Below are 15,164 nucleotides of genomic sequence, written 5' to 3'. Positions count from 1 at the left end.
CAAATAGCTGTGAGCGACGACGCGGAGATTCTTTCGATCGATGGACGCGAGGTGCGGGTGACGCATCCGGAGAAGCTGTACTTCTCGAAGCAGGTGAAGGTGACGAAGCTCGATCTCGTGCGCTACTACCTGAGCGTTGCGCCGGGAGCGTTGCAGGGGATTCGCGAACGGCCGATTGTACTGAAGCGCTTTGTGAACGGTGCGGAGGCGGAGCCGTTTTATCAGAAGCGCGCGCCCAGCGATACGCCGGCGTGGATGCGGACGGTGACGCTCTCGTTTCCTTCAGGACGGACAGCGGAGGAGATCGTGGTGGACGATGCGCCGGGGCTGGCGTGGATTGTGAACCTGGGCTGCATGGAGCTGCATCCGCATCCGGTGCGCACGGCGGACCTCGATCATCCCGATGAGCTGCGCGTGGACCTTGATCCGATTCCCGGCGTTGCGTGGGACGATGTGCGCCGCGTGGCGATGGAGGTGAAGGCGCAGCTGGAAGAGGTGGGGCTGCGCGGCTGGCCGAAGACGAGCGGCTCGCGCGGCATGCACGTGAATGTGCGGATTGAGCCGCGGTGGACGTTCACGGAGGTGCGGCGCGCGGCAATTGCGCTGTCGCGGGCCGTGGAGCGCAGGGTGCCTCAGCTGGCGAGTTCGAAGTGGTGGAAGGAGGAGCGTCACGGCGTCTTTCTGGACTACAACCAGAACGCGAAGGACAGGACGACGTGCTCGGCGTACTCGGTGCGTCCGCTGCCGGATGCGCGGGTCTCGACTCCGCTCGAGTGGGACGAGGTGATGGAGTGCGATCCGGCGGAGTTCACTGTGTTCACCGTGCCGGAGCGGTTTGCGAAGAGGGGCAATCCGCACGCGGAGATGGACGGCGCTGCAGGGTCGCTGGAGGCGCTGCTGGAGCTTGCCGCGCGTGATGAGGCGGCGGGGCTGGGGGATGCTCCGTGGCCACCGCACTTTCGCAAGATGGAGGGTGAGGCTCCGCGTGTTGCGCCTTCGCGCGCGAAGAAGAGTGTGGCGAAGAAGAGCGATGACGGAGAGGCGAAGAGTGATGCGCCGAAGCGTCGGCAGTCGAAGATGCCGCTGATCGTGATTGCGAACTCGACGAAGAAGGACGAGGCGCTTGCAGGGCTGGAGCGATGGAAGGCGCGTCACGCTGAGGCTGCAGCGCTGCTGGCCGTGGACGATGTGCTAGTGGATTCGATGCGCGGCAGCTCGTCGACGTGGACGCGGATTCGCGTGAACCTGCGGCACGTTCCGGAGGAGATGCGGCCCGCGCAGGAGACGCCCGATCCGGACAACGACCCCACGCGGAAGTGGCGTGAGTGGCGCGCTGCGGGTGGTGAGATGCCGGAGCGGCCGAAGCGTTCGCGAAAGAAGAACGAGTCAGCGGCCGGTGGCGAAGATGTCGGTTAGCTCGTGCGGGGGGACGACCTCGAGCTGTGCGTAGGTGCAGTCCTTGGGAGCCTTGTCGGTGCGCCAGCGGCGGAACTGTGCCATGTGGCGGAAACGCGTTCCCTGCATGTGCTCGTAGGCGATCTCGACGACGAGCTCGGGACGTAGCGGTTGCCAGGAGAGGTCCTTGCCCTGGCTCCAGCGCGACTGGCCGCCGGGCATGCGCTGGTTCACGGCGTCGGCACCGGCCTCGGCCCACGATCGCCAAGGATGATTGTCGAGCGCGTTCGTGCGATAGGATTCGAGGAACTTCACCAGCTCGCGGCGCTTCGGCTGCGTGAAACTGGCGCAGACGCCGACGTGCTGCAGCGCACCGGAGGCATCGTAGAGGCCGAGCAGCAGCGAGCCGATGGCCTCGTCCTCGGCGTCCTTGTGCCAGCGGAAGCCGGCGACCACGCAGTCGCAGTCGCGCTCGTGCTTGATCTTGAGCATCGATCGCTTATCGGGCTGATAGGTTCCGGTGATGGGCTTGGCGATGACGCCGTCGAGGCCCGCGCCCTCGAAGCGCTGGAACCAGTCCTTCGCGGTGGCGCGATCGCGCGTTGCGGGCGTGATGTGGATCGGTGGCGCGGCGTCTGCAAGTGCGGATTCGAGTTCGGCGCGGCGCTGCTCGAAGGGTTCGGAGCAGAGGTCGCGATCGTCGAGGGTGAGCAGGTCGAAGAAGACGATCGATGCGGGGATCTGCTGCGCGAGGAGCTTGACGCGTGAGGCCGCGGGATGGATGCGGAGCTGGAGGGCGTCGAAATCGAGTCCGCTGCTCGTTGCGATGACGATCTCGCCGTCGAGTGCGCAGCGTTGCGGGAGCTGGCGGAGAAGGACTTCGACCAGCTCGGGGAAGTAGCGGTTGAGTGATTTCTGGTCACGGCTTTGAATCATGATCTCGTCGCCGTCGCGAAAGACGATGGCGCGGAAGCCGTCCCACTTGGGCTCGAAGATCCACGTGTCGCCTTCAGGAACTTCGTCGACTCGCTTGGCGAGCATCGGCGCAACAGGTGGGCGCACGGGAAGATTCATGCGACCGATGTTATACCCAAGCGCTGACGATGCGGCCTGCGGAGCCGAGGAGCTTCAGGTTGTCGTTGCGGTTGGCGAAGTAGCGCGTGTTGAGCTCGGTGGTGCCGAGGTCTTCGGAGCTGCGGAAGGCGGCGAGCTCGCGGGCCATCTCGGGCGGCGTGAAGAAGAGTTGGAAGGGTTCGCCGGCGAGCTGGACCCGTGAGGCCAGGGAGTCGTAGGCGAGCTGCTCGAAGAACGGGAGCGCGGAGCGGGGCTGGCCGTAGTCCATCACGAGGCCCGAGCCTGTGGGGGAGGAGGCGATGAGCGCGAGCGTGGAGCGGAAGGCTGGCTGCGTGAGGTACGGGACGACGCCGAGCCAGGCGAAGAAGGTCGGCTTCGCGGCGTCGTGGCCTGCGGCGGCGAGTTGTGCGGCGAGTTGCTGGTGCTCGAAGTCAACGGGCACGTAGGTGAGGCTAGTGGGTGTTGCGATGTTGTTGGCGGTGAGGAGGTCACGCTTCCACTGCTGGGTGGCGGGGTGGTCGACCTCGAAGACGTGCAGGTGCGGGTACGGGTTGCGGTGCGCGAAAGTGTCGAGTCCGGCGCCGAGCAGGACGTATTGGGTGACGCCGTCGGCGACTGCGCGGGCGAGGAGGTCTTCGGCGTAGCGGCTGCGCGCGACGAGGAAGGCGCGGAGGGCGACGGAGTGCGGCTTGTGGAGCTTGAACTGCGTGCGCTCGACCTCGGGGAGGTACTCGGGGCCGAGGATGGGGACGGCGATGGGGTCTTCGAGAACGAGCGGTGGTGCGTCGTAGAGCTGGTGTGCGGCGCGGCGCATGGCGACGCGGAGGGCGGTGCGTGAGGGGCTGGCTTCTTCCATGCTTGGTTTAGTTTAGTGCCGGTGTGAAGGCGTCGCTTCACATGGATTTACGTCGCTGCGAGCGAAATGCGGGGGTTCCTCGCTTCGCTCGGAATGACACATCAACATATGTTGCGTGCTGCGGCCGGAATAACAGTTCGTTACATTGATAGCGCGGCCTGGCGCTGCTGGAGGAAGCGGCGCACGGAGGGGTCGCGCTCGAGTCCAATGGCTAGCTCGTAGGCTTCATGCGCCTTTCGGCAGGCGCCGATGCGGGCGAGGAGGTCGGCGCGGGCGGCCCAGAAGGGCTGGTACTGGTTGAGGCGCGCGTCGTCCGTTGGCTTCGGCATTGCGTCGAGCGCGGCGCGGGGGCCTTCGGTCTCGGCGAGGGCGAGGGCGCGGTTGATCTCGACGACGGGCGAGGGGGCGAGGGCTGCGAGGGCGTCGTAGAGCTGGACGACTTGCGGCCAGTTGTGGCGGCCGGTGCGGCAGCGGGTGACGTGGGCGGACTGCAGCGCGGCCTCGAGCTGGTAGCGGCCGATGAGGTTGAGTGTCGCGGCGCGCTTGAGGAGATCTTCGGCTTCTTCGATCATCGCTGTGTTCCAGAGCACGGGGTTCTGTTGCGCGAGCGGAACGTAGTCTCCGGTTTCGGTGCGGCGGGTGGGGCGGCGGGCCTCGGCGTGGAGCATGAGGGCGAGGAGGCCGAGGGGCTCGGGCTCGGAGGGCAGCAGCTCGACGAGGAGGCGGGCGAGGAAGAAGGCCTCCTCGGTGAGGTTGCGGCGGGCGACGTCGGTCCCGGCGGGGTCGGCCCAGCCCTCGGCGAAGGCGGCGTAGGTGGCGTCGAGGACGGTGTCGAGGCGCTCGGCGAGCTCGTCGCGGCCCGGGATCCGGAACGGGATGCCGGCCTGCTGGATCTTGGTCTTGGCGCGGACGAGTCGCTTGGACATCGCCGCCGGGGAGACGAGGAAGGCGGAGGCGATGGTGCGGGCGTCGAGGCCGACGACGACCTGGAGGATGAGCGGGGCGCGAACCTCGGCGTCGATGGCTGGGTGCGCGCAGGCGAACATGAGGGCGAGTCGGCGGTCGGGGATCTCTCGCTCGGCGGACGCGGCTTCGAGTTCGGCTTCGAGCTCCTCGTAGAGGAGTTGCAGTTGCGGGACGGCGGCGTCGGAGGTCTGGCGGCGGCGTGCGGCGTCGATGAGTCGGCGGCGGGCGGCGGTGAGGAGCCAGGCCTCGGGGTTATCAGGGCAGCCGTTGCGGGGCCAGTCGCGGAGCGCGGCGGCGAAGGCGTCGGAGAGGGCGTCCTCGGCGGCAGCGACGTCGCGGGTTCGCGCGGCGAGGAAGGCTACGAGCTTGCCGTAGCTTCGCCGCGCGACCGCGTCGGCTGTAAGTTGTGCCTGCTCTTCGATGATGGCTTCCATTGCTGCCTCGTGCGCTGAGTGAGTGCTCGGACCGCAGATCCTTCGACTTCGGCTGCGCCTCCGCTCAGGATGACACTTCTATTTTTGGTTTGACTCTCTTGGACATCATGATGACTGCGGTTTGTATATGAGGAGTACTTTGCCGTTCTGGAAGGTACGGGTGGAGACGTGGGCGAGTTCGATCTTCTTTGCGAGGCCTTCGAAGAGGGTGCGGCCGGCGCCGAGGGCGACCGGGGTGATGAGGAGCTGGAACTCGTTGACGAGGCCGGCTTCGCCGAGCTGGCGGACGAGGGAGCCGGAGCCGAGGATGACGAGGTCGGGGCCGGGCTGCTGCTTGAGGGTGCGCATCTCGTCGATGGCGTTGTCCTTCACGAGCATGGTGTTGTTCCAGGTCGCCTCGGGGAGCGAGCGGGAGAAGACGACCTTGGTGGCTGCGTTCATGCGCGGGGCCATGACGGGTTCGCGCTCGAGGGCCAGGGGGGAGGGCCACCAGGAGGCCATCATCTGGTAGGTGAAGCGGCCGAAGACGAGGACGCTGTCGCGGCGGGCGTTCTCGTCGGCGAACTGCTTGTACTCGGGGTCCTGCTCGTGGCGGGTCCAGCTGAGGTCTCCGTCCCGGCCGGCGAAGTAACCGTCGGCCGAGACGTGGAGGAAGGCGAGGAGCTTGCGCATCGGTTTTCTCCTGAGTGCGATTTCGTGAATGGCGGAGCGTGAAACCGCAGATCCTTCGACTCCGGCTGCGCCTACGCTCAGGATGACACTATTTTTGTCCAACCAGTCTTGCCTCATGTGAGGGCATGGCTCCGGTCTGGCTGGCTTCCATGGACCAGATGGGGCGGACCTCGACGGTGCCGTGGGAGGCTCCGGGGCAGCGGGCGGCCCAGGCGAGGGCAGAGTCGAGGTCGGGGGCCTCGATGAGGAAGAAGCCTCCGAGCTGCTCCTTGGACTCGACGTAGGGGCCGTCGAGGACCTGGGACTTGCCGTCGGCGACGCGAACGGTGGTCGCGGCGGCGACGGGCTGGAGGCGCTGGCTTGCCTTGTAGGCTCCGGACTTCTTGAGGGCTTCAGTGTAGGCCATGTAGGCGGCGTAGCCCTGGTGCTGTTGTTCGGGGGTCATCTGCTTCCAGCCGTTTTCGTTTGAGTAGAGCAGTAGCAAGTATTCCATCGTGTGTCTCCTGGATCGTCTGTAGTCAGGAATTATCTCCTGCTGGCTTGATGACGGCTGGAGGATGGCGGTTTGGACAGGGGCTCGAAAGATTCTTTGGGTGGTACCCCTCCCCCCCGCACTTATTTGTGCAAAGTCTTCGAAAGAGAGACTTTAGGTTGGTACTTCTGGTTTTGTCTGAGCTAAATGCGAAGGCCCCGTGTGGTCGGGGCCTTGTTTTGATCTCTTTTAATTGTAGAGGGTGGAGGGGAATTAATCGGCCACTTGTGGGGAGAGATAGGCCTTTTGATGTGTGTGATTTACAGGGATTCTGTTCGTTTGAGGGGGTTGACACGTGACTCGGCGGTTCGAGTGGGAGGAAGGCATACCCCAGGGGGCTGAAAGCCCCTTTTATTTGGAGACCTGAGAGAGGGCCAAGCCTGAAGGCTTGGCGTACCCAGAGGCGTTCGCGCTTGCGCGCGAATGTCCCACTCATGCCGCGATGAGACTGCGTCATGAATGGGCACCCGGCAGCCAGACGTCGGCGGAGCAGACGGCGGATGAGAGCGGGTGGACGGCGCTGATGTATGCGGCAGAGCTGACCTACGACGATAAGGAGATCGGGATGCTTTTGGATGCGCAGGCGAACGCGAACCGGGCTTCGCTGCACGGGGATACGGCCCTGATGATGGCGGCGTACAACGGCAGGTTGAGCGAGCGGCTGCTGAAGAGCGGGGCCGATATCAATGCGAGGAATGCAGATGGTGTGACGACGCTGATGCTGCTGGCGCAGCGCACGGAAACGGATGAGTTAAAAGAGGCTATTGAGGCCGGAGCGGATGCCAGGGCAAAAGACCGCGAGGGCAGAACCGCGCTGGATTATCTGCGGGCGGCGTCGTGTGAGAAGGCGATTGTCCCGTTGCCACCGCCGTGGGCGCAGATCGGATATAAGGAACCGCCGCCGTGCCCTTCGAATAGTGAGGAGTACAGGAAGAGTGAGGCGGTGCTGAAGGCGGCGATGACGAGGGCGCAGTAGTCGGTGCTGCCGACACACGCTTCGCGTGTGTCGGGCACCCACTTGGGTGGTCAGCGGGCTTCGTGACCAACGGTTGGTTGTGGCTCAGCGAGCGGTGGGAAATGCGGGGGTTCTTCGCCTTCGGCTCAGAATGACGGACATTGGGGCGACTGCAGGTGGGGCGGCACAGACAGCCAGCTTGGGCGAGCGAAAACTTAGGCAGGTTGCTCGGCTTGCTCTTTCTGGCCGGTGGTCATCCAGACCAGGGCCTGGTGGAGGTATTGCTTCATCTCTTTGCGGGGGACGATGGCGTCGAGGAAGCCGTGTTCGAGGAGGAACTCGGAGCGCTGGAAGCCTTCGGGGAGTTTCTGGCGGATGGTCTGTTCGATGACGCGGGGGCCGGCGAAGCCGATGAGGGCTCCGGGTTCGGCGATGTTGAGGTCGCCGAGCATGGCGAAGCTGGCGGTGACGCCTCCGGTAGTGGGGTCGGTCATGACGGAGAGGTAGGGGATGTCTTCGTCGTCCATGCGGGCGAGGCCGGCGGAGATCTTGGCGAGCTGCATGAGGGAGGCGATGCCCTCCATCATGCGGGCTCCTCCGGAGGCGGAGATGATGATGAGGGGATGGCGGGTCTCGAGGGAGCGGTCGACGGCGCGGGCGATGGTTTCGCCAACGACGGAGCCCATGGAGCCTCCGATGAAGCTGTACTCCATGACGGAGAGGACGACAGGCATGGGACCGATGTTGCCGAGGGCGTTGACGATGGCGTCGTTGAGGCCGGTCTTGTCCTGGGCCTCGGTGAGGCGGCGCTTGTAGGGCTTGAGGTCGGTGAACTCGAGGGGGTCGGTGGAGCGGAGATCGAGGTCGACGAGTTCGTAGCCGGGATTGAGGAGGCTTGTGATGCGCTCGCGGGCTCCGATGCGGAAGTGGTAGCCGCACTTGGGGCAGACGCGGAGGTTGGTCTCGAGGTCGGCCTTGAAGATGACCTGGCGGCAGGTGGGGCAGCGGACCCAGAGGCCTTCGGTACGAACGGTACGCTCGGCGTCGTTGACGATCTCGTTGTCTTCGCGTTTGAACCAGCTCATGCCTTGTACGTGCCCTTCCGGTGTGACTGGACTATTGTAGCCGGTTGGTCCAGGTTTGCTGGGGGGGCGAAGCGGCTGTTGATGTTGGGTTGTTTCGCAGGGCAGGAACGTGTTCGAGCTTCGCTCGAATGACCCACTCATGCCGCAATAAGGCCGCGTCATGAGTGGGGCGCCCGGCACCCGGCCAGCAACTAAGCACCAACCACTAACCACTAACCACTGTCTTAGCTGGTGATGATGCCCAGGGAGACGATAGTTGCGCCGATGGCGAAGATGTCTTCGGCGAGGGTGACGTGCCAGGAGGTGAGTCCGGGGTGGCGGATGGCCTCCTGGTGGAGGAGGTGGGTGCAGAGCGCGCCGACGATGGCTCCGAGGACGCCGAGGATGACGCCTTCGACTCCGGAGGCGTTGAGGGCGGAGGCGACGATGGCTCCGGCGAGGCCTGCGAAGAACAAGCGGGTGATGAGGACGGCGGGATGGGTGAGGCGGGGGATCCAGGAGCGCCAGTCGGCGGCGTACTCGAGGAGGGCGAGGAGGGTGAAGGCGATGGCGACGGGGAGGCGGGCGCACCACCAGGCCCAGGAGCCAGCGAGGGGTAGCTGGCCGGCAAAGGCGAACCAGCACATGGCGGCCATGGCGGTCATGGCGCGCATGCCGGCGATGAAGCCGAGCAGGGGGATGGCCATGAGCCAGGTGAGTACTTCATCGAGCATCGCCGAATCCTCGTGAACACGTTACAACGGCCGGGAGGATGGGGAAGTGCTCCGGACGTGGAATAACCGACAAGGAGATGGACGCGGGGGCGGGGTTGGAAGTCTCGCCTGGGGGTGTGGGGCGGGACCCGGCAAACACTTTCTTGAGGCGATGAATAGGTCCTGGGTAGCTGCGCGTTGCAGCAACCGCAGATCCTTCGACTGCGTATGACGCGTCCAAGGACGCGTCATACTTCGCTCAGGATGACACTTTTTTAGGGAGGTTCAGAGGTATTGTGCACACCGGTCAGGCGACAGGCTGGGGGTGGCGGAGCCAGTTGTAGAGGGGGAAGTGGTCGGCCAGCTCGGTGACCTCGGCGCGGATGCGGCGTAGGGCGGCGGGTTCGTTGCGCTGGTCGAGGGCGCGGGCGATCCAGGTGGCGATCTGGCGCATCTCGGGTTCTTTCATGCCGCGGGTGGTGAGGGCGGGAGTTCCGACGCGGATGCCGGAGGGCTTCATGGGCGGGTTGGTGTCGTAGGGGATGGCGTTCTTGTTGACGGTGATGCCGGCCTCGCCGAGGGCGTTTTCCGCCTCGGAGCCGAGGATTCCCTTCTGGAAGACGTCGACGAGCATGAGGTGGGTGTCGGTGCCTCCGGAGATGATGCGGAAGCCCTGGGCGGCGAGGGCCTCGGCGAGGGCCTTCGCGTTGGAGACGACCTGGTGGGCGTAGGTCGAGAAGGCGGGGTCGAGGGCTTCCTTGAAAGCTACGGCCTTGGCGGCGACGATGTGCATGAGGGGGCCGCCCTGCTGGCCGGGGAAGACGGAGCGGTCGATGGCGGCGGCGTGTTCCTGGGTGCAGAGGATGAGGCCGGCGCGGGGGCCGCGGAGGGTCTTGTGGGTGGTGGTGGTGGTGACGTGCGCGTGCGGGACGGGCGAGGGGTGGGCTCCTCCGGCGACGAGGCCGGCGAAGTGGGCCATGTCGATCATCAGGAAGGCGCCGGCCTTGTCGGCGATCTGGCGCATGCGGGGGAAGTCGATCTGGCGGGGGTAGGCGGAGCCTCCTCCGATGATCATTTTGGGCTTCTCGCGCAGGGCGATGGTCTCGAGCTCGTCGTAGTCGATGGTCTCGGTGTCCTTGCGGACCTGGTAGCCGACGATGCGGTAGAGCTTGCCGGAGAAGTTGAGCTTGTGGCCGTGAGTGAGGTGGCCGCCGTGGGCGAGGTCGAGGCCGAGGACGGTCTCGCCGGGAGCGACGAGGGCCATGTAGGCGGCGGCGTTGGCCTGGGAGCCGGAGTGAGGCTGCACGTTGGCGTGCTCGGCGTTGAAGAGCTTTTTGACGCGGTCGCGGGCGATGTTCTCGACGACGTCGGCGAACTCGCAGCCGCCGTAGTAGCGCTTGCCGGGGTAGCCTTCGGCGTACTTGTTGGTGAAGACGGTTCCGGCGGCCTCGAGCACGGCGCGAGAGACGAAGTTCTCCGAGGCGATCATCTCGAGACCTTCGTGCTGGCGGAGGACCTCGTTTTCGATCTGGGCGGCGATCTCGGGGTCAGCGACGGCGAGGGGGGCGGTTGAGTCGATGGGCATGTGGGTATTTTATGCCCGAGGTGGCGGTGGGGGCTTAGGTGGAATGGCCCATGGGGAGTTGCAGGTTGCAGGTTGTCAGTTGGGGAGGCGGTTCGAGCTTCGCTCGAATGAACCCACATCTCAAAAGCGAGATGTGGGGCACCCAGGCTTGCTGATGGCTCAGGCCATGCGCTGGAACGGCCGCGGGGCCTGTGGCTTGATGCGGGTGGCGTGGATGAAGCCCTTCTCGGCGGGCCGGAGGGCGTCCTTGGGCCTGGCGGGACCGGCCCATGAGTCGGCCTCGATGAACGCTGCGGTCTCACGGTCGTAGCCCATGCGCTCGAGGAGAGGACGTTCGTCGTCGCTGTCGCGCGTGTCGGCCTGCTCCGGCCCGGCGGTCTGGTGCGCGGTCTGGGGGGCGGTCTTGGGGGCGGGCTCCTTTGCGACCTTCCCTGCCTGCTGACCGGCCTTGAGGGATGCGGTGAAGTTGTCCATCATGCGCTGGACGCACTTCTGTCCGCAGAGGTGCCTGACGTTCTTGCCGGATTTTTTTGGCGACTCCCAGCCGCGCAGTCTTATCTCTCCTCCGAGTTCGTCGGCTACAAACCAGAAGCTGGTGGACTCCACCCTCTCTGCACCGCACATATCGCAATTGATCGCCTGCCGGATCATCCCTGTCTCCCCTTTGATTGCTTCAGAACTGCCCAGTGCTTTCATCGGCAGCGATGCGGACAGGATGAGCGGCGATTTTGGAGAGCTTCTGCCGGGTCAGAAGGCGCTGACGCCTTCTTCGGTGACGAGCTGGTCGACGTGGATGTTCATGACTTCGCCGAGGCGACGGAAGTCTTCGATCCACTGTTCGGTCCAGTAGGTTTTGTCGGAGCGGCGGAGGAGGTCATTCCAGATGTTCTGGGCCTGCCAGAGGTTGATCTCGAAGGGGAGTTGGATGAGGGTCTCGGCGATGATGACGGCGTTGGTGAGTGCGATGGAGGCGGAGTCGTCGCCGGAGACGGCGGCTTCGAGCTGAACCATGGCTCGCTTCATGCGCTGGCCGGCGAGGTAGTTGAACTGCTGCGCGTCGAGGGTGATGTGTTCGGAGCCGGCGCGCTGGATGAGGCTGAGGACCGGCTCGGCGTCGAAGGGGTCGGCCTCGATGGCGCGGCGGAGCGAGGAGTTGATGGCGTAGTTGGCGGCGACCGCGAGTGCGGGGGGCGGGGGCATGCCGGTGTCGGTGAGGAAGTCGAGCAGCGAGGCGTGGTCCTCGTAGATCTTGCGGAGGGAGTCCTCCATCTCGTTGAGGGTGCGGGTGAGGATGGTCTGGAGGATGCGGTGCTGCTCGTCGGCGAAGAGGGAGAGGAGGGAGTAGCCCATGCTGCCGAAGAGGTGATCGATGAGCCGGATGACCTCGGGGAGGTTGGCGCGGCGCATGGCGATGGCGACGTCGGTGGAGAACTTCTCGAAGGTTTCGACCTGCTCGGGGTCGGAGGAGTCGTAGCGGCGGACGGCGGCGGATAGGTTCTGGTCGCCGAGGTGGAGGACGGCGAAGCAGATCTCTTCGGACTCTTCGGTGATGCGGGACTCGATGCAGGCTCGGCCGAGTGCGACGCGTCCGCGGCCTGAGGTGAAGACCTGGTGGGAGAGGCGGCGGACGTTGTAGCAGAAGAGCTCGCCCTGCTCGGGATAGGAGCGGAAGATAGAGCTGATGGCGTAGTGGGCGCCGACCTGCTCGAGTTCGATCTTCATGGGGGTGACGTAACGGCGGTAGGCCTCGGCTCCGTTGCTGATCTCGGGGATGTTGCTCTGTGCGGCGGCGAGGGTTCTGAGGAAGTCGGCCTCGAGCGCGGCGCCGAGGCTTCCGAAGAGGCGGCCGGCGAGCTGGAGGACGCGGGCGGCGTAGGCGATGACCTGGACGGTCTCGATTCCGGAGACCTCATCGAAGAACCAGCCGCAGGAGGTGTACATGAGCTGGGCGTGGCGCTGGAGCTCCATGAGCTCGAGTGCGGTGACGCGCTCGGAGGCAGAGAGGACGTGGGTGGCGTGCTGGGCGAAGAAGGCGTCGGTGCTGGGGCGCGAGCGATCGAGGATGACGCGGATGTAGGCGTCGCGCGCGGCCCAGAGATCCTTGAAGATGGACTGGGAGAGCTTCTCGGCGAGGGGGGCGATGGCGTCGCGGAGGGTATCGAGGGCCTGGCGGAGGGGAGCTCGCCACTGCTGCTCCCAGCCGGGGTGGCCGCCGGAGTTGCAGCCGCAGTTGGAGCGCCAGCGCTCGACGCCGTGGGCGCAGCTCCAGGAGGTGTCTTCGACGATCTCGGCCTCCCAGCGCGGGGGAAAGCGGGAGAGGAAGGCGGCGTAGTTGGTGACCTTGAGGTGCTGTTTGTCCTCGAGCCAGTGCATGGTGTAGGAGAGAGCCATCTCGCCGTGGCGGTGGTGGTGGCCGTAGCTCTCGCCGTCGGTGGCGACGTGGGAGAGCCATGCGGGCTCGGAGTTCGGTTCGAGGGGGAAACCGGAGAGGAGGCGGCGGCCGAACTCTTCACCGCTGTTGAGCAGGCCTTCGAAGGCGATGGCCCGGGAGTTGGGGCCGTTGTAGAAGAAGACGGCGATGGAGCGGCCCTGGTCGAGGCGGACGAGGTAGGGGTGGGTGGTGTCGACGGAGGCGTCGGGGGTGTCGGTCCACGCTCCAGAGGCAGAAACGGGTCCAGAGCCAGGAGCGGGAGCGCTCGGGGCTATGGATGTCTCCGGGGCGGGAGCAAGGTCGCCGGGGTTCTGGGGGATGGGGCGAACGCGGGCGCACTGGTGAGGGGCGAGGATGGTGAACTTGATGCCCTCCTGGGCCATGAGGTCAAGGACCCAGCGGGAGGCGGCGGTCTCGGCGAGCCACATGCCTTCGGGCTTGCGGCCGAAGCGGTGCTCGAAGTCGGCGATGCCCCAGCGGATCTGGGTGCGTGCGTCGCGCTCGTTGGCGAGCGGCATGATGATGTGGTTGTAGTTCTGGGCGATGGCGGAGCCGTGGCCGGCGTGACGCAGGCGGCTGGAGCGGTCGGCGTCGAGGATCATGCGGTAGGTGCGGGGGGCGAAGTCGGAGAGCCAGGAGAGCAGGGTGGCGCCGAAGTTGAAGCTCATCCGGGCGTAGTTGTTCATGATGCGGATGATCTTGTTCTCGCGGTCGGTGATGCGTGAGGCGCCGTTGGGCGCGTAACACTCGGCGGTGATGCGGTCGTTCCAGTCGTGATAGGGGGCGGCGGAGTCCTGGACCTCGACGGTCTCGAGCCAGGGATTCTCGCGTGGGGGCTGGTAGAAGTGGCCGTGGACGCAGACGAAGCGCTCGGGCTGGGCGGCTGGAGGAGTGGGCGGGGCGACTGCGGTCTTTGGCGATGTCCGGGTCTTGGCCATGTCTCTGGGTTAGAGGGTAACGCGGGTGCCGGGGTTGGTGCCGCAACGTTCGTGGCATGGCCGTGAAGAAATGGGGATGAAAGGGAGGTTACGGAAAGCTGATGAGGTCGTCGATGCGCTCGTTGTCGATCAGGAGACTTCCAGGCTGCTTTGACTCAAGCAAGGGAGTTTAAGCCGTTTCGTGTTCCGGATGGGTCTTTCGTCTCTGAGGACGTGTTCGATTCCCCGGAGCACCATTGTCTTGATGGTGGTTCCCTGAGAGCTCGCTCTACGCTTCAGCAGGCGATGGGTTGTCCGGGAGTTCGATGGTGATCTTCATGAGTGCAAGTTATTCCAGAGAGTATCGAACCGCAGATCCCGTTCGGCTCCGCTCAGGGCAGGCTCTTCGACACCGTTTGACGCGAAGAACGCGTCAAACTCCGCTCAGGATGACACATCTTGCAGTGACACGTCTTCCGAAGGCTCAGGATGACACATCTTCCAGAAGACGGGCTTCCAAGAGTCAGTTGCCGCCGGGCAAGACCATCTTGCCGTTGGCGAGGTCGCAGGCTCGCCAGAGGTACCAGCTGGCGACGGAGCGCCAGGGGGACCATTTGTTGCCGCGTTTGTGCATGACGTCGGGGGTGGGGAGGTCGGCGGGGGTGACCTTGTCGGTTGGCTTGAGTTTGCCGAAGGTGAGGGCGAAGCCTTTGCGGACGCCGTAGTCGGCTACGGGAAAGACGTCGGGGCGGGCGAGGCGGAAGATGAGGAGCATCTCGACGGTCCAGCGGCCGATGCCGCGGACCTGGGTGAGGTGATCGATGATGTCGTCGTCGGACATGCGGCGGATTTGAGTGAGAGTGGGGACGGTGCCGTCGAGGGTCTTGGCGGCGAGGTCGCGGAGCGCGAGGGCCTTGTTGTGGGAGAGGCCGGCGGCGCGGAGCTGCTCGTTGGGGCAGTCGAGGAGCTGCTGGGCGGAGAAGTGGGCGGTGTTGTTGGTGGGGGTGCCGGCGGGGGCGAAGCTCTCGAGGAGGCGGCGGTGGATGGTGGCGGCGGCCTTGCCGTGAAGCTGCTGGTAGACGATGGACTCGACGAGGGCCTCGAAGGGGGACTGGGTGCTGGCGATCCGGAGGGTGAAGGGGCCTGCGCGGGAGATGAGCTTGCCTAGTTTGGGGTCGGCGGCGGAGAGGTGGGCGAGGGCGGCGGGGATGTCGTAGCGCGGGGGGCGGGGTGTGGCGATGGTGCGCGGCATGGTGTTGACGGTATCAGACCGGCGGAGGGTGGTGCGCGCTCAAAAGCGAGTCAGCGAGTCAGCGAGTCAGCGAGTCAGCGGGTCAGCGAGGCGGCAAGGCTGGGAGGCGGTGGAGGCGGCGAGGCGGGAGGCGCGGGATCCCGTAACCGCTGATAGTAGCAACCAGTAACTAATAGCTAGCAACCTAGTAACTAATAAATTGCAACTAACAACTAGCAACAGTCTCGCGATCTCGGAGTGAAAATCGGACTGAAACGGTTCGGTTTACAAGGGTGATACCTGTCGAGCGGGGTACATGTTGTGGTGCGCCGAGCCGTA

Annotated in this window: 13 protein-coding genes; 2 read left to right on the top strand and 11 right to left on the bottom strand. The window is 65.3% G+C overall.

The window, feature by feature from the left end:
• The first annotated feature begins 9 nt into the window (after positions 1 to 9).
• Entirely contained in the window at positions 10 to 1,416 is a 1,407-nt protein-coding gene (gene ligD / locus Q363_RS01015) for a non-homologous end-joining DNA ligase (RefSeq protein ID WP_245631965.1), read from the top strand.
• Here ligD and Q363_RS01010 read toward each other — a convergent pair.
• The 5 genes from Q363_RS01010 to Q363_RS00990 form a co-directional block, all read right to left on the bottom strand.
• Positions 1,387 to 2,457: an ATP-dependent DNA ligase gene (locus tag Q363_RS01010; protein WP_245631964.1), complete on the bottom strand. Its 1,071-nt coding sequence runs from the start codon at positions 2,455 to 2,457 to the stop codon at positions 1,387 to 1,389. The two genes, ligD and Q363_RS01010, sit on opposite strands and share 30 nt — an antisense overlap.
• A 22-nt stretch (positions 2,458 to 2,479) precedes the next feature.
• Positions 2,480 to 3,325 carry a class I SAM-dependent methyltransferase gene (locus Q363_RS01005; RefSeq protein ID WP_035347128.1) on the bottom strand — a complete coding sequence of 282 codons (846 nt, stop codon included), beginning with the start codon at positions 3,323 to 3,325 and terminating at the stop codon, positions 2,480 to 2,482.
• 140 nt (positions 3,326 to 3,465) lie between these two features.
• Positions 3,466 to 4,725, bottom strand: a complete 1,260-nt coding sequence (locus Q363_RS01000) for an RNA polymerase sigma factor (protein ID WP_035347126.1) — start codon at positions 4,723 to 4,725, stop codon at positions 3,466 to 3,468.
• Between the two features lie 105 nt (positions 4,726 to 4,830).
• Positions 4,831 to 5,397: a dihydrofolate reductase family protein gene (locus Q363_RS00995; protein WP_035347124.1), complete on the bottom strand. Its 567-nt coding sequence runs from the start codon at positions 5,395 to 5,397 to the stop codon at positions 4,831 to 4,833.
• A gap of 88 nt (positions 5,398 to 5,485) precedes the next feature.
• Entirely contained in the window at positions 5,486 to 5,890 is a 405-nt protein-coding gene (locus Q363_RS00990) for a YciI family protein (protein WP_035347121.1), read from the bottom strand.
• A 481-nt stretch (positions 5,891 to 6,371) separates the two neighbouring features.
• On the opposite strand from Q363_RS00990, the gene Q363_RS00985 reads away from it, so the two are divergent.
• Entirely contained in the window at positions 6,372 to 6,905 is a 534-nt protein-coding gene (locus Q363_RS00985; protein ID WP_157466448.1) for an ankyrin repeat domain-containing protein, read from the top strand.
• Between the two features lie 194 nt (positions 6,906 to 7,099).
• On the opposite strand, the gene accD is transcribed toward Q363_RS00985, so the two are convergent.
• The 6 genes from accD to Q363_RS00955 form a co-directional block, all read right to left on the bottom strand.
• Positions 7,100 to 7,969, bottom strand: a complete 870-nt coding sequence (gene accD / locus Q363_RS00980) for an acetyl-CoA carboxylase, carboxyltransferase subunit beta (protein WP_051978160.1) — start codon at positions 7,967 to 7,969, stop codon at positions 7,100 to 7,102.
• 224 nt (positions 7,970 to 8,193) lie between these two features.
• On the bottom strand, positions 8,194 to 8,682 hold the full coding sequence (locus Q363_RS00975; RefSeq protein WP_051978159.1) for a DUF4126 family protein: 489 nt from the start codon (positions 8,680 to 8,682) through the stop codon (positions 8,194 to 8,196).
• Positions 8,683 to 8,968: 286 nt separating this feature from the next.
• On the bottom strand, positions 8,969 to 10,246 hold the full coding sequence (gene glyA / locus Q363_RS00970; protein ID WP_035347118.1) for a serine hydroxymethyltransferase: 1,278 nt from the start codon (positions 10,244 to 10,246) through the stop codon (positions 8,969 to 8,971).
• 159 nt (positions 10,247 to 10,405) lie between these two features.
• Positions 10,406 to 10,897 (bottom strand): hypothetical protein, encoded by a 492-nt coding sequence (locus Q363_RS00965; protein ID WP_035347116.1) that lies wholly within the window; start codon positions 10,895 to 10,897, stop codon positions 10,406 to 10,408.
• A gap of 96 nt (positions 10,898 to 10,993) precedes the next feature.
• Positions 10,994 to 13,615 (bottom strand): DUF3536 domain-containing protein, encoded by a 2,622-nt coding sequence (locus Q363_RS00960; protein WP_035347114.1) that lies wholly within the window; start codon positions 13,613 to 13,615, stop codon positions 10,994 to 10,996.
• Between the two features lie 502 nt (positions 13,616 to 14,117).
• Complete coding sequence (locus Q363_RS00955; protein ID WP_035347111.1) at positions 14,118 to 14,846, bottom strand: DNA-3-methyladenine glycosylase family protein; 729 nt, start codon at positions 14,844 to 14,846, stop codon at positions 14,118 to 14,120.
• Positions 14,847 to 15,164 lie beyond the last annotated feature (318 nt).

It is taken from the genome of Edaphobacter aggregans DSM 19364 (assembly GCF_000745965.1).
Taxonomy (GTDB): Bacteria; Acidobacteriota; Terriglobia; order Terriglobales; family Acidobacteriaceae; genus Edaphobacter; species Edaphobacter aggregans.
Note: the sequence above shows the minus strand (reverse complement) of the source record. Positions and strands in the feature narration are given on the sequence as shown.

What these genes read in the sequence shown, in the direction of transcription:
- accD (WP_051978160.1), bottom strand. Translation starts at nt 7,969, where the DNA reads ATGAGCTGGTTCAAACGCGAAGACAACGAGATCGTCAACGACGCCGAG.
- Q363_RS00990 (WP_035347121.1), bottom strand. Translation starts at nt 5,890, where the DNA reads ATGGAATACTTGCTACTGCTCTACTCAAACGAAAACGGCTGGAAGCAG.
- Q363_RS00965 (WP_035347116.1), bottom strand. Translation starts at nt 10,897, where the DNA reads ATGATCCGGCAGGCGATCAATTGCGATATGTGCGGTGCAGAGAGGGTG.
- Q363_RS00955 (WP_035347111.1), bottom strand. Translation starts at nt 14,846, where the DNA reads ATGCCGCGCACCATCGCCACACCCCGCCCCCCGCGCTACGACATCCCC.
- Q363_RS00995 (WP_035347124.1), bottom strand. Translation starts at nt 5,397, where the DNA reads ATGCGCAAGCTCCTCGCCTTCCTCCACGTCTCGGCCGACGGTTACTTC.
- glyA (WP_035347118.1), bottom strand. Translation starts at nt 10,246, where the DNA reads ATGCCCATCGACTCAACCGCCCCCCTCGCCGTCGCTGACCCCGAGATC.
- Q363_RS00975 (WP_051978159.1), bottom strand. Translation starts at nt 8,682, where the DNA reads ATGCTCGATGAAGTACTCACCTGGCTCATGGCCATCCCCCTGCTCGGC.
- Q363_RS01000 (WP_035347126.1), bottom strand. Translation starts at nt 4,725, where the DNA reads ATGGAAGCCATCATCGAAGAGCAGGCACAACTTACAGCCGACGCGGTC.
- Q363_RS01005 (WP_035347128.1), bottom strand. Translation starts at nt 3,325, where the DNA reads ATGGAAGAAGCCAGCCCCTCACGCACCGCCCTCCGCGTCGCCATGCGC.
- Q363_RS00985 (WP_157466448.1), top strand. Translation starts at nt 6,372, where the DNA reads ATGAGACTGCGTCATGAATGGGCACCCGGCAGCCAGACGTCGGCGGAG.
- Q363_RS00960 (WP_035347114.1), bottom strand. Translation starts at nt 13,615, where the DNA reads ATGGCCAAGACCCGGACATCGCCAAAGACCGCAGTCGCCCCGCCCACT.